The organism is Micromonospora sp. WMMA1949 (genome assembly GCF_027460145.1).
Taxonomy (GTDB): Bacteria; Actinomycetota; Actinomycetes; order Mycobacteriales; family Micromonosporaceae; genus Micromonospora.
Genome location: NZ_JAPZBG010000001.1, coordinates 648,509 through 673,724 on the forward strand (window position 1 = coordinate 648,509; position 25,216 = coordinate 673,724).

Here is a 25,216-nt window from a genome sequence, read left to right on the forward strand (position 1 = left end):
CGTCCAGGCGGCACAACGATCCGCGCGCCCGGTGTCTTCCCCGGCGAGGGGCCCTGGATGTCGGGGCATTGACGTCCGTCACACGCGCGTGATCTGATCGCCATCCCAAAGAATCTTTCACATTTCGATGTCTGGGAGGTCGGGCATGTCCGTGTTCCGTCGTTCCGTGCTCGCGGCGGCGCTGGCGCTCGCCACGGTGGCGTTACCCGCCGCCGCGGCGCCCGCCCGGCCGGCCGCCGCCGCACTGCCCACCGCCGCCGTGGCGCTGGGTGACAGCTTCATCAGCGGTGAGGGCGCCGGGGCGTACGCGCCGGTGGCGGACGTCAACGGGGTGGCCCAGGGCTTCCCCGGCTGGTCCGCCGCCAACGCCAACGCCTACTTCTGCCACCGCTCGCCGAACGCCTCGCTGTTCCAGGCCGACCTGCCCGGCATCTCCGCGCGGTTCAACCTGGCCTGCTCGGGCGGCCAGCCGTACGACATCGCCAACGCGTCCGCCACCCGGGCCAAGGGGCGGCAGGTGGCCGCCCAGCTCGACCAGCTCCGAGCGGTGGCGCGGACCCACGACATCGACCTGGTGCTCGTCGGGCTCGGCTCGAACAACAGCTCGTTCACCTTCGGCAGCGTGGCGGAGAAGTGCGCCAACCGGTTCATCGCCGACGCGTGGACCGGCTGGTGGGAGTTCTGGGCGTACCTGGGCGGGCCGGTGGAGCAGAAGCCGTGCACGGACGCCGACCTGGGCACCGCCGCCCAGTTCGCCGCCGCGACCGCGGAGACCACCACGGCGCTGCGGCAACTGCTGGCCACGCTGGACGAGGTCGACGCCGACGGCCGGCACCGGGTGGTCTTCCAGGACTACACCAACCCGCTGCCGTACGAGCTGGACCAGACCTACTGGACCGAGGACAGCCGCGACGACACCCGGGACAAGTTCCGCGCGCTGGGCGCCGAGCGGTACGCGGCCGGCTGCCCGATCCACCGGGCCAGCCTGGCGCCCGGCCACCGCTTCTCGCAGGGGCTCGGCACGCTCGTCAGCTCGGTGCGCGGCACGCTCGCCGGTGAGTTCCCGCAGGACGACCTCGTCTACCTGAACGTGCAGCGCGCGTTCGACGGCGCGCGGCTCTGCGAGTCGACGGGCAGCCCGGGCAACGCCCTGGCCACCCCGATCCGGCTGATGGACGGCCCGACCGGCACGTTCGTCACCAGCCTCTCCGGATACGACAAGCTCGACATCCAGCGGATCGCCAACGCCTGCGGCACGTACTTCCAGACCTGCCAGGAGTCGTGGCACCCGAACGCCGCCGGGCACAAGGTGCTCGGCCGGTGCCTGGCCGGGGCGGCGACGACCGGCGCCCGTACCGTCTCCTGCGTCCGCGCCCCGGACGGCACGGTGAGCGTGAGCTGACCGCGCGAGGACCGGGCCGGATCTCCGGCCCGGTCCGGCGTCAGGGTCAGGGCCGGATCGCGGCGCCGAGGACGTGCGGCGAGGCCGGGGCGGGCAGCCCGGTCGGCGGGAAGCGGAAGCGGTCCAGTTCGGTCACCTCGAAACCGGCCGCCCGGATCGCTGCCACCGTGTCCCGGGCGGTGTGGCAGCCGGCGCAGAACAGCGGCCAGAGCGTGGCGTCGGCCAGGCGCTGGGCCCGCCGCAGGCCGGGGGTCTGCGCCACCACATGTTCGTAGAAGCGCAGTTCGCCGCCGGGCCGCAGCACCCGGTGCGCCTCGCGCAGCGCCACCGCCTGGTCCGGCACCGAGCAGAGGACGAGCGACAGCACCACCGCGTCGGCCGCGCCGTCGGCGACCGGCAGCGCCTCGGCCAGCCCGGCGGTGACGGTGACCGGCACCGGGGCGCCCGGTGCGGCGGCGCGGGCCAGGGCGCGCAGGCGCGGCTCCGGCTCGACGGCGAGCACCCGGGTCACGCCCGGCGGGTAGTGCGCCAGGTTGCGCCCGTTTCCGGCGCCGACCTCCACCACCCGACCGCGCAGCCCGGTGACGAGGCGGGAGCGGTGCGCGGCCATGCCGGCCTGGTCCATGGCGACGCTGGCGCGGGCGAAGAGCCGGGAGAAGACGGGATGCGAGACGGCCATCAGCGACCGGCCGGTGGCGCGCCGAGGCTGAGCAGGAGCGGGCCGGCGGATCCGTGGACCAGGTCACCGAGGCGTACGCCGTCGAGCACGGCGAGGAACGCGGCCTGCGCGCGGCGCAGCTCACCGCGCAGCCGGCACTCCGCGACCAGCGGGCAGACCGGCCGCGCGCAGTCGACCACCTCGCCGTCGCCCTCGAAGGCGCGGACCACCTCACCGACGGTGATGTCCGCGGCGTGTTCGGCGAAGGCCACACCGCCGGAGCGGCCCCTGATGGTCACCAGGACACCGATGCGTTGCAGCCGTTGCACCACCTTGGCGACGTGGCTGCGGGGCAGCGCGAGCCGGTTGGCGAGTTCGTCGACGGTGGCCCGGACCGGGGCCGCGGCGGTCAGCATGGCGATCCGCAGCGCCATGTCGGTCGACCGGTTGAGCCTCACGCACCGACCCTAGCCATTCGGTGCCGTCCGCGACACCGACAGATTCACGGTGACCCATGCCACCCCGGCGGCGGGACCTTCGGCCCTGAAAGAGGAATATAGGAATCCTGTTTCGTGGGGATCGACCTGTTCGAGTCCCAGAAGGAGATTCGGTAGTGCTCACGCAATCCTCAGCAGCTGTGGTGACCGCCACCCTGCCCGTCGTACGGGCGCACGGCGAGGCCATCACCGGCCGCTTCTACCAGCGCATGTTCGACGCCCACCCGGACCTGCTGGACCTGTTCAACCGGGGCAACCAGGCCACCGGGGCGCAGAAGGCGGCGCTCGCCTCGGCGGTGGTCGCGTACGCGGCGCACCTGACCGGCGAGACCGGCATGCCGTGGGGGCCGGTCCTGGACCGGATCGCGCACAAGCACGCCTCGCTCGGCATCACCGCCACCCAGTACCCGATCGTCGGCCGGCACCTGCTCGCCGCCGTCGGCGAGGTGCTCGCCGACGCCGTCACCCCGGAGGTGGCCGCTGCCTGGGACGAGGTCTACTGGCTGCTGGCCTGCGAGCTGATCGCCCGCGAGGCGCGGCTCTACGCGGGCGCCGGCGTGCCCGAGGGCGGTCCGGTGTGGCAGGACTGGCGGGTGACCGGCCGGGCCCGGGAGAGCGCCGACGTCGTCTCGCTCACCCTCGCGCCGGCCGGCGGCGGCGCCGCGCCCGGCTTCACCCCCGGCCGGTACGTCTCGGTCGCTGTCGACCTGGACGGAGGCCGGGGACAGCAGATCCGCCAGTACAGCCTCTCCGGCCGCCCCGGCGCCGACACCTGGCGGATCACCGTGAAGCGGGTACGCGGCGAGGGCGGCGCGCCCGACGGCATGGTCTCCGGCCACCTGCACGAGCGGGTGTCCGTCGGCGACACGCTGCGGCTGAGCCCGGCGTTCGGCGAGGTCGACGCCACCGGCGGCGACGGGCCGCTGCTGCTGGTCAGCGCCGGTATCGGGCTCACCCCGGCGATGGCGGCGCTGGCCCACCTGGCCGACCGGGACCCCGGACGCCGGGTGACGCTGGCGCACGCCGACCGGGACGCCGAGGCGCACGCGCTGCGCGCGGAACTGCCCGCGCTGCAGCAACGGCTGCCGAACCTGGCCGTCCACCTCTGGTACCTCGACGCCGCCGGTGCCGACCTGCCCGGCCTGAAGGCGGAGGTGTCCGCCGGGCTGATCGACCCCGACCGGCTCCCGCTGCCCACCGGGGTCGCCGCGCACCTGTGCGGCCCGGTCGCGTTCATGAACCTGGTCCGGGGCAACCTGCTGCGCCGGGGTGTGCCGGCCGAGCGGATCGCCTACGAGGTGTTCGGCCCCGGGATGCTGCCGGGCTGACGCCCCGCGGTGAAGTCGACGATCTCCTGGTTAGGGGCGCAAGCCGAGGGTAGGGGTCCTCCATGCGCATCCCCGGCATCAACGCGACCTTCCGGCCACCACGGAAGCGGTGGACGCCGCCCCACCGGACGCCGGGGCGCCGGCCACCCGAGTCGACACGCTCGTGGCGGTCGCGCGCCGGCTGACCGGGGACGCCGACGCCGCGTACCGGCTCGGCGCACGGGCACGCGAGGTGGCGAAGGAGCGGTCCGGTCCGGACCGCTTCCTCGCCGACTGGGACCGGATCCTGGAGGACGAGAACATGCGCATCGCGATGATTTCCCAGCACGCCAGCCCGCTCGCCGCCCCCGGCGAGGAGGACGCGGGCGGCCAGAACACGCACGTGGCGGAACTCGCGTCCGCGCTCACCGTTGCCGGCCACGACGTCCGCGTCTACACCCGCCGCGACTCCCCGGCGCTGCCCGAGGTGGTCAGCGCGGCGGACGGCTACCAGGTGTGCCACGTGCCGGCCGGTCCCGCCCGGCGGGTGCCGAAGGACGACCTGCTGCCGTACATGGGCGAGTTCGGCAGCCGGCTGGCCGACACCTGGCGGCACGGCGGCTGGACCCCGGACGTGGCGCACGCGCACTTCTGGATGAGCGGACTGGCCACTGTGCACGCCGGCCGCCGCACCGGGGTGCCGACGGTGCTGACGTACCACGCGCTCGGCACCGTCAAGCGCCGTCACCAGAGCACCCGGGACACCAGTCCACCGGGGCGCGCCGGTTACGAGCGGGCACTCGGCCGGGCGGTGGACCGGGTCGTCGTGCAGGGCTCGGACGAGGTCGCCGAACTGGTCCGGATGGGCGTACCCCGGTCCCGGATGGCCCTGGTCCCGTCCGGCGTCAACGAGGCGGTGTTCCGCCCGAACGGTCCGGTCGCGCCCCGCGACCCGGCCCGCCCGCGCATCCTCACCGTCGGGCGGATGGTCGAGCGCAAGGGCTTCCTGGACGTGGTCCGGGCGCTGCCCGCGGTGCCGGACGCGGAGTGTGTGATCGTCGGCGGCCCGCCGGCCCACCTGCTGCCCGCCGACACGTTCGCCCGCCGGCTGTCCGCGCTCGCCGACTCGTGCGGCGTGGCCGACCGGGTACGGCTGCTCGGCGGCGTGCCGCGCGAGGAGATGGCCGCCTGGTACCGGTCGGCGGACGTGCTCGTGGCCGCACCCTGGTACGAGCCGTTCGGGCTCACCCCGTTGGAGGGCATGGCCTGCGGCGTGCCGGTGATCGGCACGAACGTGGGCGGCATCGCCGACAGCGTGGTGGACGGGCTCACCGGCGACCTGGTGCCGCCGCGTGACCCCCGCGCGCTCGGCACCGCGCTGCGCCGGCTGCTCGGCGACAACGTGCGCCGGTTCGCGTACGCCACCGCCGCGCTCGACCGCGTCCGCAGCCGGTACTCCTGGAAACGCTGCGCCGAGCAGCTCGGTGCGGTCTACGGTGCGCTGACCAGCGCGGCCCGGCCCGCACCGGCGGTGGCGTGAGGCGGGCGCGCACCCGCTGCACGCGTGCCGGCCGCGACGCACCGGGGCCGTCGGCCGCCGCGCAGGCGTGCCGGCGCAGCGGACGCGGACACCCCTTACTACCCGTCGGTAGGTTAGGGCCGTAGGCTGGTCCGGGTGAGCGGGGACTACACCCAGGAGTTCGTGGACGTCGACGGCGCACGCATCGGCGTGCAGGTCTACCCGGAGCCGGCCGGTCCGCCCGGCGCGCCGGTGGTGCTGATCTGGCCCGCGATGGGCGTGCGCGCCCGCTACTACCGGCCGTTCGCCGCGGCGCTGCGCGACGCCGGGCTCGCGGTGATCGTCGCCGACCTGCGCGGCACCGGCGAGAGCACCCCGACCCCGTCGCGCGCCTGCCGGTACGGCTACCAGGAGATGGCCACCGACATCGGCGCCGTGCTCGACGCGCTCAAGCCCCGGCTGGACGGCCGTACCCGGCTGCTGCTCGGGCACTCCCTCGGCGGCCAGGTCGCGGTGCTGCACCAGGCGCTGCACGACGCCGACCGGGTGGACGGGCTGGCCCTGGTGGCGGTGGGGCTGCCGTGGTGGCGGCGGTACCCGGGTCTGCGCGGGTGGGGCGTGCTGCCGTACACCCAGGGGATCGCGGCGACGGCCCGGCTCCTCGGCGTCTGGCCCGGCTGGGGCTTCGGCGGCCGACAGGCCGCCGGCGTGATCCGGGACTGGGCGCACACCGCCCGCACCGGCCGGTTCCCGGCGCTGGACGGGGTGGACACGGAGGCCGCCGTGCGGCGGATCCGGACGCCGGTGCTCGCGGTCAGCGTCGACGACGACCAGTACACGCCGCACGAGACGCTCGACCACCTCTGCGAGAAGCTGGCCGAGGCACCCGTGACGAGGCACCGCTACACGGTCGCCGAGGCGGGGGCGCCGCTGGACCACTTCACCTGGGTACGCGCGTCGGCGCCGCTGGCCGCCCGGATCGCCGCGTTCGCGGGCACGCTCCCCCGCCGCTGAGCCCTCCTCCTCCCCGCCACGCCGGGGCGTGAGTCGCCCGATCGTGGGTATGCCGCACCGCCCGAACACGGCGGAGGGGGATCTGATGTCAGAACGGCACACCACGCTGCGCTCGATGCACGACCTGGGCCTGGCGGCCTGGTTCGGCGGCTCCCTGATGGGGGCGCTGGGCGTCAACGGCGCGGCGGCGCGGATCAACGACACGACCGAGCGGCTGCCGGTGGCCTCGGCCGGGTGGGCCCGGTGGACACCGGTCAACGCGGCGGCGATCGGCGCGCACCTGGCCGGCGCGGTCGGCGAGCTGGTCACCGAGAGCCCGCGGATGGCCCGCCAGGCGGGCGTGGGAAAGATGAGCGCGGTGAAGACCGCGCTGACGCTCGGCGCGCTGGCGGTGACCGGCTACAGCCGGCTGGTGGGCATGCGGCTGGAGAAGGCCGGCGGGCCGCCGGTCGAGGGGACCACCGAGCCCAACCACCACACCCCGGCGAACGTCGCCGCCAGCCAGCGGCAGATGAAGCTGCTCCAGTGGGCGGTACCGGCGATGACCGGCGCGCTCGTCGTGGTGTCGGCGTACATGGGCGAGCAGCAGAAGCCGGGGCAGGTGTTCCGGGGCATGCTGGACCGCGCGGGCGGACTCATGTCCGCGCCGAAGAACATCGGCAAGGTGGCCGCCGTGGGCGCGGCCGGACGTTCCCTGGTCGGGGCGGCCCGTTGACCACCGCGCGGCCGGTGACCCACATCGGGGTGGGTCACCGGCCGCGCGGTGCACCGGAACCGGACCGGCCGCCGACGGGCGGCGCGGGCACAGCAGCCAGGTGAGGTGACCATGACCAGCAGGAACCGGCCGGGTGCCGGGCGCGGGCCGGAGTCGGCCGCGCCGTGGGGCAGCACCGGCGGCTTCGACGCCGACGCGCCGTGGGGCGCGGGCGACGACGACCCGATGGACGAGGGCAGCGAGGAGACCGCCGTGCCCGAGGGACGGCTCGGTGAGCGGCGGGCGGCCGGCGCCGGGCCGGGTGGGCCGAAGGCGGGCCGGCACGGCTTCGGAAACGTCGAACCGACCCGGACACCGGTGGCCGGGCCGGGCGCGCCGCCGGATCCGGCGCCGTCGGGACGGACGTTCCCGGACGACCGCGCGGACGGCGACCTCGGCGACAACGCGCTGGAGGAGGCGACCGGGATGCGCCCGGAGACGCGTCCCTAGGCCGTCAGGAGCCGGTGCCGTCCTCGCCCGGCGCCGACGGCTCGTTGTCCGGCACCGGTGACTCGGCCACCGGGTGCCCGGTGTCGTCCACCAGGCCCGGCGCCATGCTGCCGCCGTGCGCCTCCTCGGCCTCCCGGGTCGCTCGCGGGTCCCGCTCGTCCTCGCCGCGCCGCTGCTCCACAGATCCCCCTTCGCGGTCGTCCATGAACCCGGCGGTACCCGGGAGGCGGCCGGGAAAACCTCAGGCGCGCGCGGCGGCGGGCGCGACGCCGAGCAGGCCGGCCAGGCGGGCGGCGTCGCGCTGGGCCTGGTCGCCGCAGCAGTTGTTCATCAGCACGTGCAGCTCGGCGCAGTCGTCGGCCAGCTCGCGCAGCAGCACCGACCAGTGCCGCAGTTCCTGCTCGCCGTAGGCGTAGCGGAACCGCTCCTGCTTGTCCCCGCTCTCCCAGGCCGCGCTGTGCCCGTGGAACCGGATCACGGCCAGATCGGTGGTGGCGACAAGGACCGGCGGCACCGAGGAGACGTGCCCCTGCGGCATGTCCACACAGGCGTACCCGAGGTCGTGCTCGCGCAGGAACGTCACGGTCTCGGCCATCGCGTCCCCGTCGAACCAGGACGAGTGCCGCAGCTCGACGGTGACCGGCCAGGGACGGCAACGCCGTGCGGCGTCCAGGATCCGCCGCCGGGCCGCCTCACCGCGGGCCAGCCACGGCGGGAACTGCAACAGCACGGCGCCGAGCCGGTCGGCCGCCGCGAGCGGCGCCAGCGCCGCGTGGAACCGGTCCCACAGCTCGTCGTACGCCCCGGCGGGCAGGTCGCGCCAGCGGATCCGGCTCGGGCCGCCGACCGGACGCAGGTCCTTCGGCAACGCGTCGATCGGCGTGTGGTGGCCGGTGAACAGGCGGAACGCCTTGACGTCGAAGGTGAACCCGTCCGGGGTGGCGTCCGCCCACGCCGCGGTGGTCTCCGGCACCGGCACGGCGTAGTACGACGTGTCCACCTCGACCAGTCCGAAGCGCTCGGCGTAGAAGCCGAGCCGGCCGGCGGGCGTGTTGACGCCGCGCGGATACCAACCGGAGCGGACCAGCATCTGGTCGGCCCACGAGGACGTGCCCACCTTGATGACACCCATGTAATTCAGTTCACCGCGACCGCCGGACATCGGCAACCGGAGATGCGATCCGGGCCGTGACCGGCGCGGGGTGACCGGGCTCACCAGGGTTCCGCCGGGCCGGGGTGTGACGCGGGGCCGGGTGGCGGCGCTGAGGGTCACGAGATGGACGCATCCGGCCTGGACCAGGAAACCGTCGAGCGGCTGCTCGCCGGCCGCCCCGGCGACACCTCGTCCGCTCCGCCGCGGCTGGTGGCCGTACTGGTCGCGGTCCGGGCCGCGCCCGGCGCGGGCGAACTCGACGGGGAGGCGGCAGCGGTCGCGGCGTTCCGGTCGGCCCGGCGGTCGGGCCGTCGCCGCGGCGCCCGGTTCTGCCTCCCGGCCCGGCTCGGCGTCCGGGTGGCGGTGACCGCGCTCGCCGCGTCCCTCACCGGCGGCGTCGCGCTCGCCGCCACCGGGAACCTGCCGCGCGCCGTCCGCCCGGCGGCACCGCCGGTCGTCACCGCGCCGCCCACGCCGCCGGACCGCCCGAGCCGGCCGGCCGTCTCACCGGCGCCCGAGGCACCGCAGCCGTCCGAACCGTCCGGCCTGTGCGTCGCGTACCGGGCCGTCGCCGAACCGCAACGGGGCCGCGCCCTGAGCACGCCCGCCTTCGACGACCTCGTCAGCGCCGCCGGCGGCCGCGACCGGGTGCCGGACTACTGCGCCGGGCTCCTGGGCGACGACGATCCGCCGGGAAAGGCCGGCGACGAGCGGGGCGGCGGCAGGACCGGGCACCCGGTCCACCCGTCCGGCGGGCCGCCGGGCCCGGACGTGCTCCCGTCGGGGCAGGCCAAGCGGCCTTCCGGTACGCCGCCCGGGCGGCGTACCGGCTGACGACCGGCTGGTAGCTTGCCCCCGTGACCCCCCGGCGCCGTCTACCGGCGATCCTCCTCCGCCTCACCCTGGTGCTCGCCGTGCTGGCCGGCATCGTGCTCACCGCGCTCGGCCCGGCCACGGTGACCGGCCTGCTGCCGTACTTCACCATCCAGAGCAACGTCGCGGTCGGCGTCCTCGCCGGGTACGCCGCCTGGTGCGCGCTGCGCGGCCGGCCGGAGCCGCCGAGCGTCCTCAAGGGAGCGGTGACCCTCTACATCACCATCACCGGCACCGTCTACCACCTGGTGCTGGCCAACCCGGCCAGCCCGTTCGCCATGACCCAGCCGGACCGGCAACCGGGCGAGTGGTGGGGCAACCAGTTCCTGCACACGGTGGTGCCGCTGCTGGCGGTCGCCGACTGGGCGCTGTTCGACAGGCGCGGCCGGCTGCGCCCCCGGTACGCCGCCTGGTGGCTGGTGTTCCCGCTCGGGTACCTCGGGTTCGCGCTGGTACGTGGCCTGATCGTGGACCGCTACCCGTACCCGTTCATCGACGCGGGCGAGCTGGGCTACGCCGGGGTGGCGATCAGCGCGACCGGGTTCGCCGCGGTGTTCTGGCTGCTGGGCCTGCTGTTCGTGGGCGTGGACCGGCTGCTCGCCCGGATCGGGCGCGCCGATCCGTCTGCGGCCGGGCCGGCGCAGCCGCCGATGTCCGAGCCGACCGGGTCCGATCCGGCCGACTCCGGGCCGGCCGGGTCCGAGCCGGCGATGCGGGAGACCACCGGCTCGGGCTGAGCGGCCCGTCGGGTCAGCGGGTCAGGCGGCCCGGTGGGCCGGCTCCCCCACGCGCATCCGCCGGCCCGCGCCGCGTTCCCGGCCGTACGAGTCGGCCCGTCCCCACCGGCCCGGCACGTCCAGCAGCTCGATCCGTCCGAAACCGGCCGGGACGGACGGATTCACCAGCAGGTTCTCCCCGCACGGCCGCAGCCCCAGCATGGTCGCCAGCAGCATCAGCAGCCCGCCCGAGGCCCACGACTGCGGTCGCCCGGCGTCCGGCAACTGGACCGGATACTTGGTCAGCGTGCGGGGATAGCCGGCGATGGACTCCGGGACCGAACCGCCGAGCGTCTCCGCCATCGCGAACACGCCGGCGACGACGTCGGCCGCCTCCTCGTCGTAGCCGTACCGCCGCAGGCCCGCCGCGACGATCGCGTTGTCCGACGGCCACACCGCGCCGAGGTGCGCGCCGACCGGGTTGTACGGCAGTTGCCCCTGCGCGTACGTGCGCACGCCCCAGCCGGAGAACAGGTCCTCCCCGCACAGGTGCCCGGCCACCGCGTCGGCCCGGTCCGGCTCCACGATGCCGCTCCACAGCAGGTGCCCGAGGTGCGAGGTGAGCGCGTCGACCGGCTCGCCGTCCGGGGTGAGCGCGAGCGCGTAGTAGCCCCGCTGCGGCAGCCAGAAGTCGCTGTTGAACCGTTCCCGCAGCCGCGCGGCGTCGGCCTCCAGGCGCTCGGCGTAGGCCGGGTCACCCCAGAACTCCCGGGCCAGGCGGGCGCCCCGGATCCGCGCGTCGTACGCGTACCCCTGAAGCTCGCAGGTGGCGCGCGGGTACGGCGGCTGGACGCCGTGCCGGTCGACGATGGCCTCGGGCGAGTTGCGCCAGGTCTGGTTCGCCACCCCGTTGACCGTGTTGCGCGGCAGGTAGCGCAGGTAGCCGTCGCCGCACAGGTCGCCGTACCGGGTCAGCCAGTCCAGCGCCATCCGGGCCGGGTGCCGCAACTCGTGGATCAGGTCGGCGTCGCCGGTCCAGCGTTCGTACTCGTCGAGCAGGATCACGAACAGCGGCGTGGTGTCGGCCGCTCCGTAGTAGAGCGCCGTCGGCTGCTCGTCGAACGCCGCCGCCTCGCCGTACCGCAGCTCGGCGACGATCTTGCCGGGCTCCTCCTCACGCCGGTCGTCGAGCCGGCCGCCCTGCAGCATCGCCAGCATGCGCAGCGTGCCCGGGGTCAGCTCGGGCGTGAACGCGAGCGTCTGGAGGCAGGTGATCAGCGTGTCCCGCCCGTACAGCGTCATCGCCCACGGCATCCCGCCGACCGGCACCCGGTCGGTGTAGGCCAGCGGCATGTAGCGCAGGGCGGCCAGGTCGGTCAGCGCCTGCCGGTACACGGCGGACAGCGCGGGCCGGTCGGCGAACAGGTGCGGCGCCCGGTCGAGCCACCGCTCGAGCTCGTCGCGCATGTCCTGCCGGACGTGCCGGCGGTGCGACTCGATGCCGGCCCGCAGGTCCCGCCCTCCGGCACCCTGGATGATCATGACGACGTGCAGGTCGACGTGCCACTTGCCCTGCGGTTCGACACGGATCCGGAAGGTCATCCCCCGCGGGTCCACCTCGGCCGGGACGGTGCTGGAGACACACGTCTCCCGCGCGAACCGTCCGCGCTCGTACCGGATCCGCAGCCGCTGGTGCTCCGGCTCCGGGACGACCGTCGGGCGCCGCGGGCCGGGCCGCAGGATCTCGGAGGTGTCGGCGAAGTCGGCAGCCATCTCCACCCGCACCGTGTACTGGGCGGGTTCGGCCGAGTGGTTCAGCACCGTGAGGCTCTCGTGGTACGCCTCGTCGATCGACCGGTGCCGGATCACCGAGACGTCGGCGTCCACGTAGTGGCTGGCCGCGCCGGGCACCAGCACGAAGCGGGTCTCGAAGTAGGTCAGGTCGTCGCGGGACAGCGCGTGCAGACGCTCGCCGTCGACGGTGAGCACCCAGTGGGACAGGAACCGGGTGTCGAAGGAGAACAGGCCGATCGGGGCGGACGGGTCGCGCTCCATGTCGCCCTGCGCGTCGCTCATCGCGAACGCGTTGCCGGCGACGACGTGGACCAGCTCCTGCCTCATCGCGCCGCCGCCCGCCGGTCGGCCACGTCGCGGGGATCCCGCGCGTCCGGCGGGCCGGGGAAGATCCGGCGCAGCGTCATCAACAGTCTGAGGTCGCCCTGCGCGACGAGGTCGTTGCGCAGCAGCGCGGCGGCCGGGTGCAGGCACCCCGCCGCGATCCGGTCGAAAACCTCCCGGTTCGCGCCGACCACCAGGTCGGCCTCGTCGGCCAGGCGGTCCACCCGGACGTCCTGCCGGTCGACGGTCAGGTACCAGTGCTCGGTGTGTCCGTCGTCGCGCAGGTCCAGGCGGATGGTGCCGGAGGTGGTCTCGGGCAGCTCCGGGTGCCGGCCGGCGGTCCCGCGGGTCAGGTGTTCCACGGCCGAGACACTCATCGGGCCTCCTCGTCGGTGGTCGCGGCCGGCGCCGCTCGTCCCGCAGCGTCCCCGTCCTGCGGGTGAGACGAACTCACCCGGTCCGGGTGAGGCGCGGCGCCGCGGCGGGTATCCCTGCGGCCATGCCGACGACCGGGGACGCCACCGCCGACCGGGTGCTGCTCGCGTTGCTGACCATGCAGCGTGAGTCCTGGGAGCAGGGGATCCTCGGGCAGGCGCTGCTCGACCTGGGCCTGGACGAGGCCGCCGTGCTGGTCGCCGACGCCGCGGTGACCCGGCAACGGCCGGACGGGCGGCTCGGCGAGCCGGCCGGTTCGGTGGGCGCGGTGAACGGCGCCGCCTGCGGCGAGGTGGTCCGGCACGCCGCGCGGAGCACCGGCGACCGACGGTACGCGGCGGCGCTGGACGCCCAGCTCGACTGGCTGGCCCGCCGGGCGCCGAGGGCCGCCGACGGCACGCTGTTCCACCTGCTCGACGGCCGCCAGGTGTGGGCGGACACGATCTACATGGTGGTGCCGCTGCTGGCGCTCACCGGCCGGACCGAGGCGGCCGCCGCGCAGGTCGAGGGGCACCGGCGACGGCTGCACGACGCACGTACCGGCCTGTACGCCGCCCGCTGGGACGAGGACCGGGACGAGCTGGACCGGCCCGGGCCCTGGGGCACCGGCAACGGCTGGGTGGTCGCCGGGATCGCCCGCGCGCTGCGGCTCGCGCCGGACTGGCCGGGCGGCCTCCGCGCCGAGCTGGCCGGGCACGCCGAGGAGGTGCTGAGCGCCTGCCTCGCGTACCGGGGCGCGGACGGCCTGTTCCCCGACGTGCTGGACGAGCCGGACGCGTTCCGCGAGGCGAACACCGCCCAGCTGCTCGGGTACGCGGCCCTCAGCGGGGTGGCCGACGGGTGGCTGGCCCGGTCGTGGTTCGAGGTCGGGGCGGACCTGCTCGCGGCCGCCGCCCGGGGCATCGACGCGTACGGGCGGGTGACCGGGGTCAGCGGGGCGCCGGACTTCGAGCGCCCCGGCACCTCGCCCGAGGCGCAGGCGTGTCACCTGCTCGGGCACGCCGCGCTGCGCCGGGCCGGTGCGGCACTCAGCGCAGGATGAGCCCGCGCACGTACGCGGCCTGACCGACGTGCTGGAAGTCGTCGTCGAGCACGCTCACCAGCCGCACGCCGAGCGTCACCGGCGGATCCCAGTTCTCGTCGACGATCCGGTCCAGGTCGGCCGCGCTCAGCCCGCGCAGGTACGCGAGGCTCCGGTCCACCACCGCCCGGTGGTAGTCCAGCAGAACGTCGCCGTTCTCGGGGCGTACCGCCGCGATCTGCTCCGGGCCGTGCCCGAAGCCGGTGTCGGCGGGGTCGGGCCGCAGGCCGCACCGCGGCGCCCAGTCGCCGGTGGCCCAGAGCTGCGGCTCGCCCATCACGTCCGCGACGTGGTCGTCGTGGATCCGGGTCAGGTGCCAGACCAGCCAGCCGACCGGGTTCGCCCCGTCGGCCGGCGCCTGCCGCAGCTGGGCCGCGTCGAGCCCGTCGAGCGCCCCGGCGACCAGATCGGGCAACCGCCCGTACGCCTCGGTCAGCACGTCCTTCGCGTCCACGCGCGCCTCACTCCCCTGCCGTCTCGTGCGTACCCTCGGGCAGTACCGCGCAGCGTGCCCGGCAAACCTCGGCGCGGGCACCGCCTCTAGGGTGATCGCGTGGTCGCGGCGCTGGAGCTGTATCTGGACACCGACGCCACCCGGCGGATCCGGGTGCTGTGGGATCTGCTGGAGTCCGACGGGGTGCCGAGCATGCGGTCGCTGCTGGCGCAACGGCACCGCCCGCACGTCTCGCTGGCGGTCGCGCCCCGCCTGGACCCGCACCGCGTCGCCGAGGCGCTCGCCGGAACGGTGGTGGCCGCGCCGCTGCGGCTGGAGTTCCAGCACGCCGGGCAGTTCGTCGGGCGGGTGCTCTGGCTCGGTCCGGCGCCGACGGGCGAGCTGCTGGCGCACCACGCCCACGTGCACGACCGGCTGGCGCGGGCCGGCGTCGAGGTGGTGGAGCACTACCGCCCCGGCCGCTGGGTGCCGCACTGCACGCTGTCCATGCGGGTGCCGAACCCGCTGATGGGCGCGGCGGTGCGGCGCTGCCTGGAGGTGCTGCCGCTGACCGCGACGGTGGTCGGCGCGGCGGTGGCCGACCACGCCCGCGACATCTCCCACCCCCTGCCCTGACCACCGGTACGCGCAGGTCCCGCACGATGATCGGCATCGGACCAGGATGCGGGCGGGACAGCTCGGCGGCGACCGGGTTTCGCGCCATCTGCGGCCGCCCTGACGATCGGGGCCGAACCGACGCAAGCTGGCAAAAGCGCAGGTCAGAGCCATTCTGGCCCCCCGAAGACGTGCGGCCGGAGCGGCAGCGAAGCACGTCGAAGGAGAGCCTCATGGCCGCACCCGTCGTCCGTTCCGTCACCGCCGACCACACCGTCCTGCTGCCCGGGCAGTCGACCACCGTCCGGGTCGACGCCTACCACCCCGACTCCCGGCTGCTGACGCTCGCCGGCCGGGTCAGCGACCCCACCGGCGTCACCTGGGACAGCCCGGTCCGGGTGGACCTGAGCGTCCCGCTGACGATCCAGCTCGCCAGCGCCTCGCCGGGAGTGACAGTCACACCGAGCGGCGCCGAACCGGGCCGCTTCACAGTCACCGTGCTGGCCGGCCGGGGCACGGTGACGCTGACCGCGACGGCGCGTGACGGCGCCGGACGCACCGGCACGGGCACCACCACGCTGACCGTGCCGCTGCTGGTCGGGATGAGCGCCGAGAAGGGGGCGCGGACGCAGCGGGCGGTGGCCGACTACCCGGGCATCCGTTACATGCGCGACTTCGGCACCGACGGCCCGGACGCGGACGCGCTGCCGGAACTGCCCGCGCTGACCACCGGCAAGTTCGCCGACGCGCCCTCGGCCGTCATGCACGTCAGCTGGAAGGACGACGTCGAGCAGCTGGCCGGCTGGCTCGACGGCGTGGCCCGCCCGATCTACCTGACCTGGTACCACGAGCCGATGGGCGACGTGGCGCCGGCGACGTACCGGGCGACGGCGAGCCGGGTGACCCAGATCGTGGCCGCGCACCGCAACCGGCGGTGGGTGCTCGGGCACGGGCCGATCGTGACCCGCTACTGGCTCGACGAGGGGCGCGGCAACCCGGCCGACTGGGGTTACCCGGGCATGACCCACTACGGCGTGGACTGCTACTCCCGGGACACCGCCGCGTACTGGCCCGCCTCCCGGATGTTCGGCGTGGCCTTCGGCAAGGTGCGCGCGGCGTACCCGGGGATCCGGCTGCTGGTGCCCGAGTACGGGCTGAGCCGCATCGCCGCGGACACCACCGGTGCGGGCCGGGCTCGGACGATCCGGGAGCACGTCACCTGGCTGCGGCAGCAGAACGACGTGGACGCGATCGCGTACTGGAACAACTGGGCCGAGTTCGAGCTGGGTGACCCGCCACTCGAGGCCACGGCCTGGCGCGATCTCCAGGGGGGCGCGGCATAGACTGCGCCCATGAGGCGGAGCCGGTGACCAGCGGGAGCGTGACGTACCCGGGCTACACCCATGGCTGCCTCGCCTACGACGACCCGGCCACGCTGCGCGCGCTGGCGGTCGAGCAGGTAAGCGCCGGTCTCGCCGCCGGTGAGCAGGTCTGGGTGGTTTATCCGGAGGATCGCGCCACCGTCGCCGGCTGGCTGGCCTCGGTTCCCGGGGTCGACGCCGCGCGCCGGCGGGACGCGCTCCGGCTGGTTCCCGTCGGCGAGGCGTACCGGCACGACGAGATCGTCGACCCCGGCCGGCAGGTCCGGGCGTACGTGCGGGCCACCACCGAGGCGCTGACCGCCGGGCACACCGGCCTGCGGGTGCTGGCCGAGGCGACGAGCCTGGTCCGCACCACCGCCCAGCGGGACGCGTTCGCCCGCTACGAGCACCGGATCGACCACTGGATGCGGCACCGGCCGATGTCGGCGATCTGCGCCTACGACCGCCGGCAGCTGGACGACGCGGCGATCGCCGAGCTGGCCTGCCTGCACCCGGAGACCAACGCGGACGTGCTGTTCCGGCTGCACGCCGGCGGCGACGACTCGGTGGTGGCGCTGGCCGGCGAGCTGGACCCGTCCAACCACCGGGACTTCGCCGCCGCGCTGGAGCGTGCCGACCCGCGGCCGGTGGCGGGCCGGGTCGTGTTCGACGCCGCCGGGCTGCGTTTCGTCGACCACCGCAGCCTGCTGCACCTGCGCGACCACGCCCGCCGGCACGACGCCGTCGCGGTGCTGCGCACCCCCAGCCGGGTCCCGGCCCGGCTGGTCGACCTGCTCGGCCTGTCCGAGGTACGGGTGGAGGTCGTCGGATGAGGAGCGGCGCGGCCTCCGGCCACGTGGGCTACTTCCACGAGGCGTTCGTCTACGACTCCGACGAGGAGTTGCTGGCTGTGACGCTGCCGTTCCTGATGGACGGGGTCGCGGCCGGCGAGCCGACGGCGGTGAACCTGGACGAGCGCAACGCCGAACTGGTGCGCCGGGCGCTGCCGCCGGGTGCCGATGTGACGTTCCTGCCGGTCGGCGACGTCTACGCCCGGCCCAGCGTCGCCCTGCGCTCCTACCGCGAGCTGCTGGCCTCGTACGTGGCGGCGGGCGCGGCGCAGATCCGGATGGTGGGCGCGCTGCCTCCGGTGCTGCTCGGCGCGACCTGGGACTGGTGGGCGCGTTACGAGTCGGCGATCAACCACGCCTACGACGACTTCCCGCTCTGGGGCATCTGCGCCTACGACCGCCGGGGCACGCCCGCGCACGTGCTCGCCGATGTGGCGCGTACCCATCCCCTGGTGGCGCGGCCGGACGGCGGGCACGAGCCGGCCGGTCTCTACACCGAGCCGACGAGTTACCTGACCGAGTACCGCCCGGCGCCCACGGACCCGGTGCAGCGGACCGCGCCGCTGGTCGAGCTGGTCGACCCGACGCCGGCGCGGGCCCGCGCGGAGGTCCGCGCCGCCGACCGTGGCCTGCTGCCGCCCGACGGCCTCGACGGCCTGGTCATCGCGGTCAGCGAGGTGGTCAGCAACGCGCTGCGCCACGGCGAGCCGCCGGTGCGCCTGCGGTTGTGGCGCGCGCCGGACCGGATCGTGGTGACCGTCCACGATCGGGGGACGGGCCCCAAGGACCCGTACGCCGGGCTGCTGCCGGCCGGTGACGGTTCCGACGGCGGGCTGGGCCTGTGGATCAGCCACCAGAGTTGCGACCACGTGACGTACCACAGGGACGCGGGCGGCTTCACCATCCGTCTGACGGCGGGGAACCCGCACTTCCCGGTCTGACCCCGACGCCGGTCGGCGGGCAGGGGGGCGGGGTGGGGCGAGCCTCGCGCGCGGACGCGGTACCGTAGCGCCTCATCGTGCCCTGCGGGGCGGTCATCCGCCGGCCTGGCGCTGGCGAACCGACGGAGGATGGCGCATGTCCAACGGTGCCGAGCCGTTCGCACCCCATGACGACCTGTCCGCGCGGCCGCGGTTCGACCCCGCGTTGCGCGGCTACGACAAACGCCAGGTGGACCGGTACGTCGAGCAGATCGACGCCGAGGTGAGCGCGCTGACCGCCGCGCGGGACCGGGCGTACGCGCAGGTGCGCGACCTGACCGCGCAGGTGCAGCGGGCACAGGCCGAGGCGGTGGAGCTGCGCGACCGCCCGTCGCCGGTGGACCGGGCGTCCTTCCGCGACCTCGGCCCGATGGTCGACCAGATCCTGGACCTGGCCGAGAAGCAGGCCGGCCAGATCACCGACGTGGCCAACCGGCGCGCGGATGAGGTCCAGGGGCAGGCGGAGAAGCTGCTGGCCGCCGCGCAGGAGCAGGCCGCGCGGGAGCGGCGTGAGCTGGACGAGGAGCTGTCCGCCCGCCGGGCCGAGCAGGACCGGGTGGACGAGGAGCGGCGGGCCGCCGCGCAGGCGGAACTGACCGCCGTGCGGGAGCTGGCGGAGAAGCTGCGCGCCGAGGGCCAGGCCGTGCACGACCGGGCCCAGCAGGAGGCGAAGCGGATCACCGAGCAGAGCGCGCAGCAGGTCGAGCAGGCGCGCTCGGCGTCCGAGGCGCTGGTGAAGGCGGCGCGGACGCAGATCCAGCAGGAGGTCCAAGCCAACCGCAGCAAGGCGCAGCAGGAGCTGGCCCAGTGGCAGGCCACCATGGCCAAGGAGTTGGACGAGCGGCGGGCCGCCGCCGAGCAGGAGCTGGCCGACCGGGCCGCCGCCGCGGAGAAGGACATCGCCGCGCTGGTCGCCGAGGCGCAGCAGTACGCCAACGAGGTCCGGGAGCGGGCCGACGAGGAGACGGCGGCGCACCAGGAGCAGCTGGCCGGCGTACAGCGGGAGATCCAGCAGCGGCAGGAGACGCTGACCGGGCTCAAGGCCGAGCTGGAGACGGTGTCCCGGCAGCTGGAGGACACCCGCCAGGAGATCGCGACGATCGAGCAGACCGGCGCGGAGCTGGAGGAGCGGCTGGTCGGCGTACGCCGGGACCTGGCGGCGGAGAGCAAGCGGCTGGACGAGGCGCGGCGCGCGGCGGACCTGGCCGAGCAGCACGCCAAGGAGACCCGGGCCCGGGTGCAGCGGGAGGCCAAGCGGGTCGCCGACCTGGCCGCGGCGGCGGTCATGGCGGCCGCGGCGGGCGGTGGCGAGACCGCCGAGTACCCGCAGGTGTCGGTGCGCCCGGCGATCGCCGTCCCGGCCGAGGTGGCGCCCCGGGCCGTGGACGGGCGGACCGAGCCGGACGCGATCGAGCCGGACCGGTCGGAGCCGCCGGCCATCGAGCCCTTCGTCGAGCGGCTGGACGGGCCGAGCTTCGACGCGTTCGCGGTCCGCACGCCTGCTCCGCGCGGGGTGCCCGAGGTGGAGACCACGGGTACGGACAACGGCGTACCGGCGACCACCTGAGCGTTCGGTGCCGCCGGCCGGGCCGGCGGCACCGCATCTTGCTCATCGAGCTTGCTCTATGCAAATATTTGGATCGTTCTGCTGGTGCATCTCGATCCTTTTGCGGGAGTTGACGGGCATGCGGAAGATCTCCTCCATCGGCGCCTCCGTCGTCCTGACCGTCGCCGCGGCGGGCGCCGTGCTGGTCGGTTCGGCCGGACCGGCGAGCGCCGGATGCAGCCACTCGCACTCCAACGTGGACAGCAAGTTCGGCCAGCTGTTCAACGCCACGAACGTCAACATCCGCACCGGCCCGCACACCACCTGCGGGTCGGTCGGGTACGGCCAGCTCAGCCACACCGTCGACTTCCACTGCTTCGCCAGCGGCGACCGGGTCACCGCGAACGGCCACACCACCTACACCTGGACCTACCTGCGCGACGTCACCACCGGCAAGTCCGGCTGGGTCGCAGACGCGCTGCTGGACAACCTCGGCGGCAACGTCGCCTGCTGACCGGGACCACCGGGAGGCCCCTCGGCGGGCAGAATGAGCGGGCATGACCGGCCTGCACCCGCCCGTCGAGCCGTACGCCACCCATTGGATCCCGGTCGGTGACGGCCACGTCCTGTACGTGGAGGAGGTCGGCCGGCGCGACGGCGTACCCGTGGTGTTCCTGCACGGCGGGCCCGGCGGCGGCCTGGTGCCCGCGGCCCGCCGGTTCTTCGACCCCGCACGCCACCGGGCCGTGCTGTTCGATCAGCGCGGCGCCGGCCGCAGCACCCCGCACGGCGAGGTGCGCGCCAACACCACCTGGCATCTGGTGTCCGACCTGGAGACCATCCGGCAGCGGCTGGGCATCGGCTCCTGGCTGGTGTTCGGCGGGTCGTGGGGCACCACGCTCGGCCTGGCGTACGCGCAGGCGCACCCGCGGCGGGTGACCGGCCTGGTCCTGCGCGGTGTGCTGCTGCTGCGGCGCGGCGAACGGGACTGGTTCTACCAGGGCGGGCTGCGCCACCTCCAGCCCGAGGAGTGGGAGCGGTTCGTCGCGCCGATCCCGGCGGACGAACGCGACGACGTGCTGGCCGCGTACCACAGGCGGCTGCACGGCCCGGACGAGGCGCGGGCCCGGGAGTACGCGCGGGCCTGGGGCCGGTGGGAGGCGGTCAACTCGTCGCTGCGGCCCGACCCGGAGATGCTCGCCCACTTCACCGCCGACGAGCACGCGCTGCCGGTGGCCCGGATCCTGTCGCACTACGCGGTGAACGGCGGCTTCCTGACCGAGGGCCAGTTGCTCGACGGCGTGGATCGGATCCGGCACCTGCCCGCCGTGATCGTCAACGGCCGCTACGACCTGTGCTGCCCGCCGGTGTCCGCGTACGACCTGGCCCGCCGGTGGCCGGAGGCGACGCTGCGGATCGTGCCGGAGGCCGGGCACTCCGCCGCCGAGCCGGCCGTGACCCGGGAGGTGCTGCGCGCGCTCGACGAGGTGACCGCGCGGGTGGAGAGCCCGGCCGGCGAGCCTGGTCATCCGGAAGCGCCGCTGGCAGGATCGGCCGGGTGACGGGTGCGCTGTACGCGGTCAGTGACCTCCACGTGTCGTACGCGGAGAACCGCGCGGTGGTGGACGGCCTGCGACCGGAGACGGCGGACGACTGGCTGATCGTGGCCGGTGACGTCGGCGAGGTCTTCGCCGACGTGGAACGGACGCTGCGGCTGCTGCGCGACCGGTTCGCGCGGGTGGTGTGGGCGCCGGGCAACCACGAGCTGTGGACCCACCCGAAGGACCCGGTGACGTTGCGCGGCGTGGCCCGCTACGACGCCCTCGTCGCGATGTGCCGCGAGCTGGGCGTGCTGACCCCGGAGGACGACTACCCGGTGTGGCGGGGCGCGGGCGGGCCGGTCACCGTGGCGCCGCTGTTCCTGCTCTACGACTACTCGTTCCGCGCCCCCGGCACCGCGACCAAGGAGGAGTCGCTGCGCGCGGCGTACGACGCCGGTGTGGTGTGCACCGACGAGATGCTGCTGCACCCCGACCCGTACCCGGATCGGGAGTCCTGGTGCGCGGCGCGGCTGGAGGTGACCCGGCGGCGGCTGGAGGCCACCGACCCGGCGCTGCCCACGGTGCTGGTCAGTCACTGGCCGCTGGTGCGGCAGCCCACCGAGGTGCTCTGGTTCCCGCAGTTCGCGCAGTGGTGCGGCACCGACCGGACGGCCGACTGGCACGTACGCCACCGCGCCGCCGTCGCGATCTACGGCCACCTGCACATTCCCCGCACCACGCACTACGACGGCGTGCGGTTCGAGGAGGTCTCGCTGGGCTACCCGCGCGAGTGGCGGCGCCGGGGCGGCGAGCCGGCGCCGATGAAGCGGATCCTCGGATGATCGGCACGCTGCTGCCGGCCGGGGCGATGGCCGTGGAGGCGTTCGCCGACCGGCCGGGCGAGACGCCGTACCCGGGCGAGGAGGACCTCGTGGCCCGCGCGGTGGCCACGCGCCGCCAGGAGTTCGTCACGGCCCGGCGCTGCGCGCGGGAGGCGCTGGCCCGCCTCGGGTACGCCCCGGCGCCGATCCGCCCCGGGCCCCGCCGGGAGCCGGTCTGGCCGGCCGGCGTGGTGGGCAGCATCACCCACTGCACCGGCTACCGGGCGGCGGCGGTGGCCCCGGCCGGGGCGCTGGCCGGTCTGGGCATCGACGCCGAGCCGCACGAGCCGCTGCCCGACGGGGTGGCCGGGGTGGTCACCGTGGCGGGTGAGCCGGAGCGGCTGGCCGTGCTGCGCGCCGCCGACCCGGCGACGCACTGGGACCGGCTGCTGTTCAGCGCCAAGGAGTCGGTCTACAAGGCGTGGTACCCGCTGACCGGGCGCTGGCTCGGGTTCGAGGAGGCGGAGCTGACCTTCGACCGGGACGGCCGGTTCACCGCCCGGATCCTGGTCGACGGCACCCGCGCCGACGGCGGCCCGCCGCTGGACGTCCTGGACGGCCGCTGGCTGGTAGACGGTGGGCTGCTGCTCACCGCCGTGGCCGTACCGCACCGGTCCTGACCAGCGATACCGCGATTGTTCCGGTTTGCCCGCCCCGAGCTGGGGTAGGGCCGAAGGGGCCTGGACATTTAGCTGTAGGAGGACAGGTCCTGATGGAATCCAGCAAGCCCGCCCAGATCGTCAAGGGTGTCGTCGAAGCCGCCGTCGAGAAGGTCGGTGACGCGCTGACTCCGGACGTGCCCGGCGCTCCCGGCAGCGCGCCGCCACCGCTGGAGGAGCCGACCACGCCGCACGGCCCGCTGCCGCCCAAGGCCGAGCAGGGCGCGCCGGACACCCGGACCCCGACCGGCGCCGAGACCGGCGTGCCGAAGATCGCCAAGGGGCAGCAGGGCGCGTACCTCACCACGGCCAACGGGGCCCGGCTGCGCGACACCGACCACTCGCTCAAGGCCGGTCCGCGCGGCCCGGTCCTGCTCCAGGACCACCACCTGCGGGAGAAGATCACCCACTTCGACCACGAGCGGATCCCGGAGCGGGTGGTGCACGCCCGGGGCGCCGGCGCGCACGGCACGTTCGTCGCGTACGGCACCGCCGAGGAGGTGACCCGGGCCGGCTTCCTGAAGAAGGGGCGGGAGACGCCGGTCTTCGTCCGCTTCTCCACCGTGCTGGGCTCGCGCGGCTCGGCCGACACGGTCCGCGACACCCGGGGCTTCGCCACCAAGTTCTACACCGACGAGGGCACGTTCGACCTGGTCGCCAACAACATCCCGGTGTTCTTCATCCAGGACGCGATCAAGTTCCCGGACGTCATCCACGCGGGCAAGCCGCACCCGGACCGGGAGATCCCGCAGGCGCAGAGCGCGCACGACACGTTCTGGGACTTCGTCTCGCTGCACACCGAGGCGCAGCACCACACCATCTGGAACATGTCCGACCGGGGCATCCCGCGGTCCTACCGGACCATGGAGGGCTTCGGCGTGCACACGTTCCGCATGGTCGACGAGGCCGGGGCGACGGTGCTGGTCAAGTTCCACTGGAAGCCGAAGCTGGGCGTGCACTCCCTGACCTGGGAGGAGGCCCAGCTGATCAGCGGCATGGACCCGGACTTCCACCGCCGCGACCTGTACGACGCGATCGAGGCCGGCGCGTACCCGGAGTGGGAGCTGGGCATCCAGGTCTTCCCGGACACGCCGGAGGAGACGTTCGCCGGGATCGACCTGCTCGACCCGACGAAGATCGTGCCGGAGGAGCTGGCGCCGGTGCAGCCGATCGGCAAGCTCACGCTGAACAAGACGCCGCGGAACTTCTTCGCCGAGACCGAGCAGGTGGCGTTCCACGTCGGGCACCTGCCGCCGGGCATCGACGTGACGAACGACCCGCTGCTGCAGGGCCGTCTCTTCTCGTACGTGGACACGCAGCTCACCCGTCTGGGCGGGCCGAACTTCACCCAGATCCCGATCAACCGGCCGCACGCCGACGTCAACGACATGCTGCGTGACGGCTTCCACCAGCACGCGGTGCACGCCGGGGTGGCGCCGTACCGGCCGAACTCGCTCGACGGCGGCAACCCGTTCCCGGCCGGCGACCGGGAGCACGCGTTCGTGGACACCCCGGTGACGGTGGCCGAGGCGCCGAAGGTGCGTGCTTCGCCGGCCTCCTTCGACGACCACTACAGCCAGGTACGCCTGTTCTGGCAGAGCATGTCGCCGGTGGAGAAGGAACACATCATCCGGGCGTACACGTTCGAACTGGGCAAGTGCTACCACCAGGCGATCAAGGAGCGGCAGCTGCAGTGCCTGGCGAACGTGGACCCGGTGCTGTGCGAGCAGGTGGCGATCGGCCTGGGCCTGCCCGTGCCGCAGCCCACCGTGCCGCTGGCGGAGGTGCAGCCCAGCCCGGCGCTGTCCCAGGTGGGCCGGGAGTGGCCGGCCGACGGCCGGATGGTCGGCATCGTGGTCGACGCCCAGGCCGGCCTGGACGACGTGCACGAGGTACGCCGGGCGGTGGCCGCCGCCGGCATGGTGCCGTTGCTGATCGCCGCGCACGGCGGCACCGTCGACGGGCTGCCGGTGCAGCGCACGTTCGCCACCGGCCGCTCGGTCGAGTTCGACGCGGTGCTGCTGGCCGGCGCCCCGGCCCCGGCGCCGGACGCGCTGCCGGCCCGCGACGCCAAGGCCGGCGCACCGGGCGGGGCCACCGTCGATCCGCGGGTGCTCCTGCTGGTCGAGGAGGCGTGGCGGCACGCCAAGGTGATCGGCGCCTGGGGCGCCGGTGCCGAGGTGCTGAACCAGGCCGGCGTCACCGGCACGCCCGGCGTGGTCACCGGTGGTTCCGGTGCCGAGGTGCTCGCCGAGGTGCAGCGGCTGATGGCGGCGCACCGGGTCTGGGAGAGGTTCCCGGCCTCGGTCGCCTGATCTCGTCGAAGTGCGTGGGGGCGGTCCCGGATCCGGGACCGCCCCCACGCCCACGTT

The 25,216-nt window shown here is 74.7% G+C and carries 26 protein-coding genes; 19 read left to right on the top strand and 7 right to left on the bottom strand.

The window, feature by feature from the left end; genetic code table 11:
- Positions 1 to 145: 145 nt before the first annotated feature.
- On the top strand, positions 146 to 1,402 hold the full coding sequence (locus O7607_RS02770; RefSeq protein WP_269700762.1) for a hypothetical protein: 1,257 nt from the start codon (positions 146 to 148) through the stop codon (positions 1,400 to 1,402).
- A 46-nt stretch (positions 1,403 to 1,448) separates the two neighbouring features.
- Here O7607_RS02770 and O7607_RS02775 read toward each other — a convergent pair whose 3' ends face one another.
- Both O7607_RS02775 and O7607_RS02780 read right to left on the bottom strand, forming a co-directional pair.
- Positions 1,449 to 2,081 (bottom strand): class I SAM-dependent methyltransferase, encoded by a 633-nt coding sequence (locus O7607_RS02775; RefSeq protein WP_269700763.1) that lies wholly within the window; start codon positions 2,079 to 2,081, stop codon positions 1,449 to 1,451.
- Entirely contained in the window at positions 2,081 to 2,518 is a 438-nt protein-coding gene (locus O7607_RS02780; protein WP_269700765.1) for an RrF2 family transcriptional regulator, read from the bottom strand. Before O7607_RS02780 ends, O7607_RS02775 begins: the two co-directional genes overlap by 1 nt.
- Before the next feature lie 155 nt (positions 2,519 to 2,673).
- Between O7607_RS02780 and O7607_RS02785 the strand changes: the two genes are divergently transcribed.
- The 5 genes from O7607_RS02785 to O7607_RS02805 all read left to right on the top strand — a co-directional run bounded on the left by O7607_RS02785 (position 2,674) and on the right by O7607_RS02805 (position 7,601).
- The gene (locus O7607_RS02785; protein WP_269700767.1) at positions 2,674 to 3,885 is read left to right on the top strand and encodes a globin domain-containing protein; all 1,212 of its coding nucleotides are present in this window, start codon (positions 2,674 to 2,676) and stop codon (positions 3,883 to 3,885) included.
- Between the two features lie 301 nt (positions 3,886 to 4,186).
- Positions 4,187 to 5,404, top strand: coding sequence for a glycosyltransferase (locus O7607_RS02790; RefSeq protein ID WP_269706876.1), 1,218 nt, complete (start codon positions 4,187 to 4,189; stop codon positions 5,402 to 5,404).
- A 135-nt stretch (positions 5,405 to 5,539) separates the two neighbouring features.
- A complete protein-coding gene (locus O7607_RS02795) occupies positions 5,540 to 6,397 on the top strand; it encodes an alpha/beta hydrolase family protein (protein WP_269700769.1) in 858 nt (285 codons plus the stop codon).
- An 85-nt stretch (positions 6,398 to 6,482) separates the two neighbouring features.
- Complete coding sequence (locus O7607_RS02800; RefSeq protein WP_269700771.1) at positions 6,483 to 7,112, top strand: hypothetical protein; 630 nt, start codon at positions 6,483 to 6,485, stop codon at positions 7,110 to 7,112.
- A 111-nt stretch (positions 7,113 to 7,223) separates the two neighbouring features.
- On the top strand, positions 7,224 to 7,601 hold the full coding sequence (locus O7607_RS02805) for a hypothetical protein (RefSeq protein WP_269700773.1): 378 nt from the start codon (positions 7,224 to 7,226) through the stop codon (positions 7,599 to 7,601).
- 4 nt (positions 7,602 to 7,605) lie between these two features.
- Here the strand turns inward: O7607_RS02805 and O7607_RS02810 are convergent, their stop codons facing one another.
- Together O7607_RS02810 and O7607_RS02815 are read right to left on the bottom strand one after the other, a co-directional pair.
- Positions 7,606 to 7,806: a GTPase activator gene (locus tag O7607_RS02810; RefSeq protein WP_269700775.1), complete on the bottom strand. Its 201-nt coding sequence runs from the start codon at positions 7,804 to 7,806 to the stop codon at positions 7,606 to 7,608.
- Positions 7,807 to 7,842: 36 nt separating this feature from the next.
- Positions 7,843 to 8,733 carry a DUF72 domain-containing protein gene (locus O7607_RS02815; protein ID WP_269700776.1) on the bottom strand — a complete coding sequence of 297 codons (891 nt, stop codon included), beginning with the start codon at positions 8,731 to 8,733 and terminating at the stop codon, positions 7,843 to 7,845.
- Positions 8,734 to 8,877: 144 nt separating this feature from the next.
- Between O7607_RS02815 and O7607_RS02820 the strand changes: the two genes are divergently transcribed.
- Both O7607_RS02820 and O7607_RS02825 read left to right on the top strand, forming a co-directional pair.
- Positions 8,878 to 9,588, top strand: coding sequence for a hypothetical protein (locus tag O7607_RS02820; RefSeq protein WP_269700778.1), 711 nt, complete (start codon positions 8,878 to 8,880; stop codon positions 9,586 to 9,588).
- Positions 9,589 to 9,611: 23 nt separating this feature from the next.
- Positions 9,612 to 10,364, top strand: coding sequence for a Pr6Pr family membrane protein (locus O7607_RS02825; protein WP_269700779.1), 753 nt, complete (start codon positions 9,612 to 9,614; stop codon positions 10,362 to 10,364).
- 21 nt (positions 10,365 to 10,385) lie between these two features.
- Here the strand turns inward: O7607_RS02825 and O7607_RS02830 are convergent, their stop codons facing one another.
- Together O7607_RS02830 and O7607_RS02835 are read right to left on the bottom strand one after the other, a co-directional pair.
- Positions 10,386 to 12,464: an amylo-alpha-1,6-glucosidase gene (locus tag O7607_RS02830; protein WP_269700781.1), complete on the bottom strand. Its 2,079-nt coding sequence runs from the start codon at positions 12,462 to 12,464 to the stop codon at positions 10,386 to 10,388.
- Positions 12,461 to 12,838, bottom strand: a complete 378-nt coding sequence (locus tag O7607_RS02835; protein ID WP_269700783.1) for an SCP2 sterol-binding domain-containing protein — start codon at positions 12,836 to 12,838, stop codon at positions 12,461 to 12,463. Before O7607_RS02835 ends, O7607_RS02830 begins: the two co-directional genes overlap by 4 nt.
- A gap of 122 nt (positions 12,839 to 12,960) precedes the next feature.
- Here O7607_RS02835 and O7607_RS02840 point away from each other — a divergent pair, with 122 nt between their 5' ends.
- A complete protein-coding gene (locus O7607_RS02840) occupies positions 12,961 to 13,938 on the top strand; it encodes a glycoside hydrolase family 88 protein (RefSeq protein ID WP_269700785.1) in 978 nt (325 codons plus the stop codon).
- Here O7607_RS02840 and O7607_RS02845 read toward each other — a convergent pair.
- The gene (locus O7607_RS02845) at positions 13,925 to 14,431 is read right to left on the bottom strand and encodes a mycothiol transferase (protein WP_269700787.1); all 507 of its coding nucleotides are present in this window, start codon (positions 14,429 to 14,431) and stop codon (positions 13,925 to 13,927) included. The genes O7607_RS02840 and O7607_RS02845 overlap by 14 nt on opposite strands.
- A gap of 99 nt (positions 14,432 to 14,530) precedes the next feature.
- Between O7607_RS02845 and O7607_RS02850 the strand changes: the two genes are divergently transcribed.
- The 10 genes from O7607_RS02850 (at position 14,531) to O7607_RS02895 (ending at position 25,159) form a co-directional block, all read left to right on the top strand.
- Positions 14,531 to 15,046: a 2'-5' RNA ligase family protein gene (locus tag O7607_RS02850; protein ID WP_269700788.1), complete on the top strand. Its 516-nt coding sequence runs from the start codon at positions 14,531 to 14,533 to the stop codon at positions 15,044 to 15,046.
- A 212-nt stretch (positions 15,047 to 15,258) separates the two neighbouring features.
- Positions 15,259 to 16,368 (top strand): hypothetical protein, encoded by a 1,110-nt coding sequence (locus tag O7607_RS02855; RefSeq protein ID WP_269700790.1) that lies wholly within the window; start codon positions 15,259 to 15,261, stop codon positions 16,366 to 16,368.
- Positions 16,369 to 16,391: 23 nt separating this feature from the next.
- Positions 16,392 to 17,219 (top strand): MEDS domain-containing protein, encoded by an 828-nt coding sequence (locus tag O7607_RS02860; protein WP_269700792.1) that lies wholly within the window; start codon positions 16,392 to 16,394, stop codon positions 17,217 to 17,219.
- On the top strand, positions 17,216 to 18,178 hold the full coding sequence (locus tag O7607_RS02865; protein ID WP_269700794.1) for an anti-sigma factor RsbA family regulatory protein: 963 nt from the start codon (positions 17,216 to 17,218) through the stop codon (positions 18,176 to 18,178). Before O7607_RS02860 ends, O7607_RS02865 begins: the two co-directional genes overlap by 4 nt.
- A 136-nt stretch (positions 18,179 to 18,314) precedes the next feature.
- Positions 18,315 to 19,784, top strand: coding sequence for a hypothetical protein (locus O7607_RS02870; protein ID WP_269700796.1), 1,470 nt, complete (start codon positions 18,315 to 18,317; stop codon positions 19,782 to 19,784).
- A 118-nt stretch (positions 19,785 to 19,902) separates the two neighbouring features.
- Positions 19,903 to 20,277, top strand: a complete 375-nt coding sequence (locus O7607_RS02875) for a hypothetical protein (protein WP_269700798.1) — start codon at positions 19,903 to 19,905, stop codon at positions 20,275 to 20,277.
- Between the two features lie 43 nt (positions 20,278 to 20,320).
- Positions 20,321 to 21,325 (top strand): prolyl aminopeptidase, encoded by a 1,005-nt coding sequence (gene pip, locus O7607_RS02880; protein ID WP_269700800.1) that lies wholly within the window; start codon positions 20,321 to 20,323, stop codon positions 21,323 to 21,325.
- Entirely contained in the window at positions 21,322 to 22,146 is an 825-nt protein-coding gene (locus O7607_RS02885; RefSeq protein WP_269700801.1) for a metallophosphoesterase family protein, read from the top strand. The genes pip and O7607_RS02885 overlap by 4 nt, the downstream gene beginning before the upstream one ends.
- Entirely contained in the window at positions 22,143 to 22,805 is a 663-nt protein-coding gene (locus O7607_RS02890; protein WP_269700802.1) for a 4'-phosphopantetheinyl transferase family protein, read from the top strand. Before O7607_RS02885 ends, O7607_RS02890 begins: the two co-directional genes overlap by 4 nt.
- Before the next feature lie 92 nt (positions 22,806 to 22,897).
- Positions 22,898 to 25,159: a catalase gene (locus tag O7607_RS02895; RefSeq protein ID WP_269700803.1), complete on the top strand. Its 2,262-nt coding sequence runs from the start codon at positions 22,898 to 22,900 to the stop codon at positions 25,157 to 25,159.
- Positions 25,160 to 25,216 lie beyond the last annotated feature (57 nt).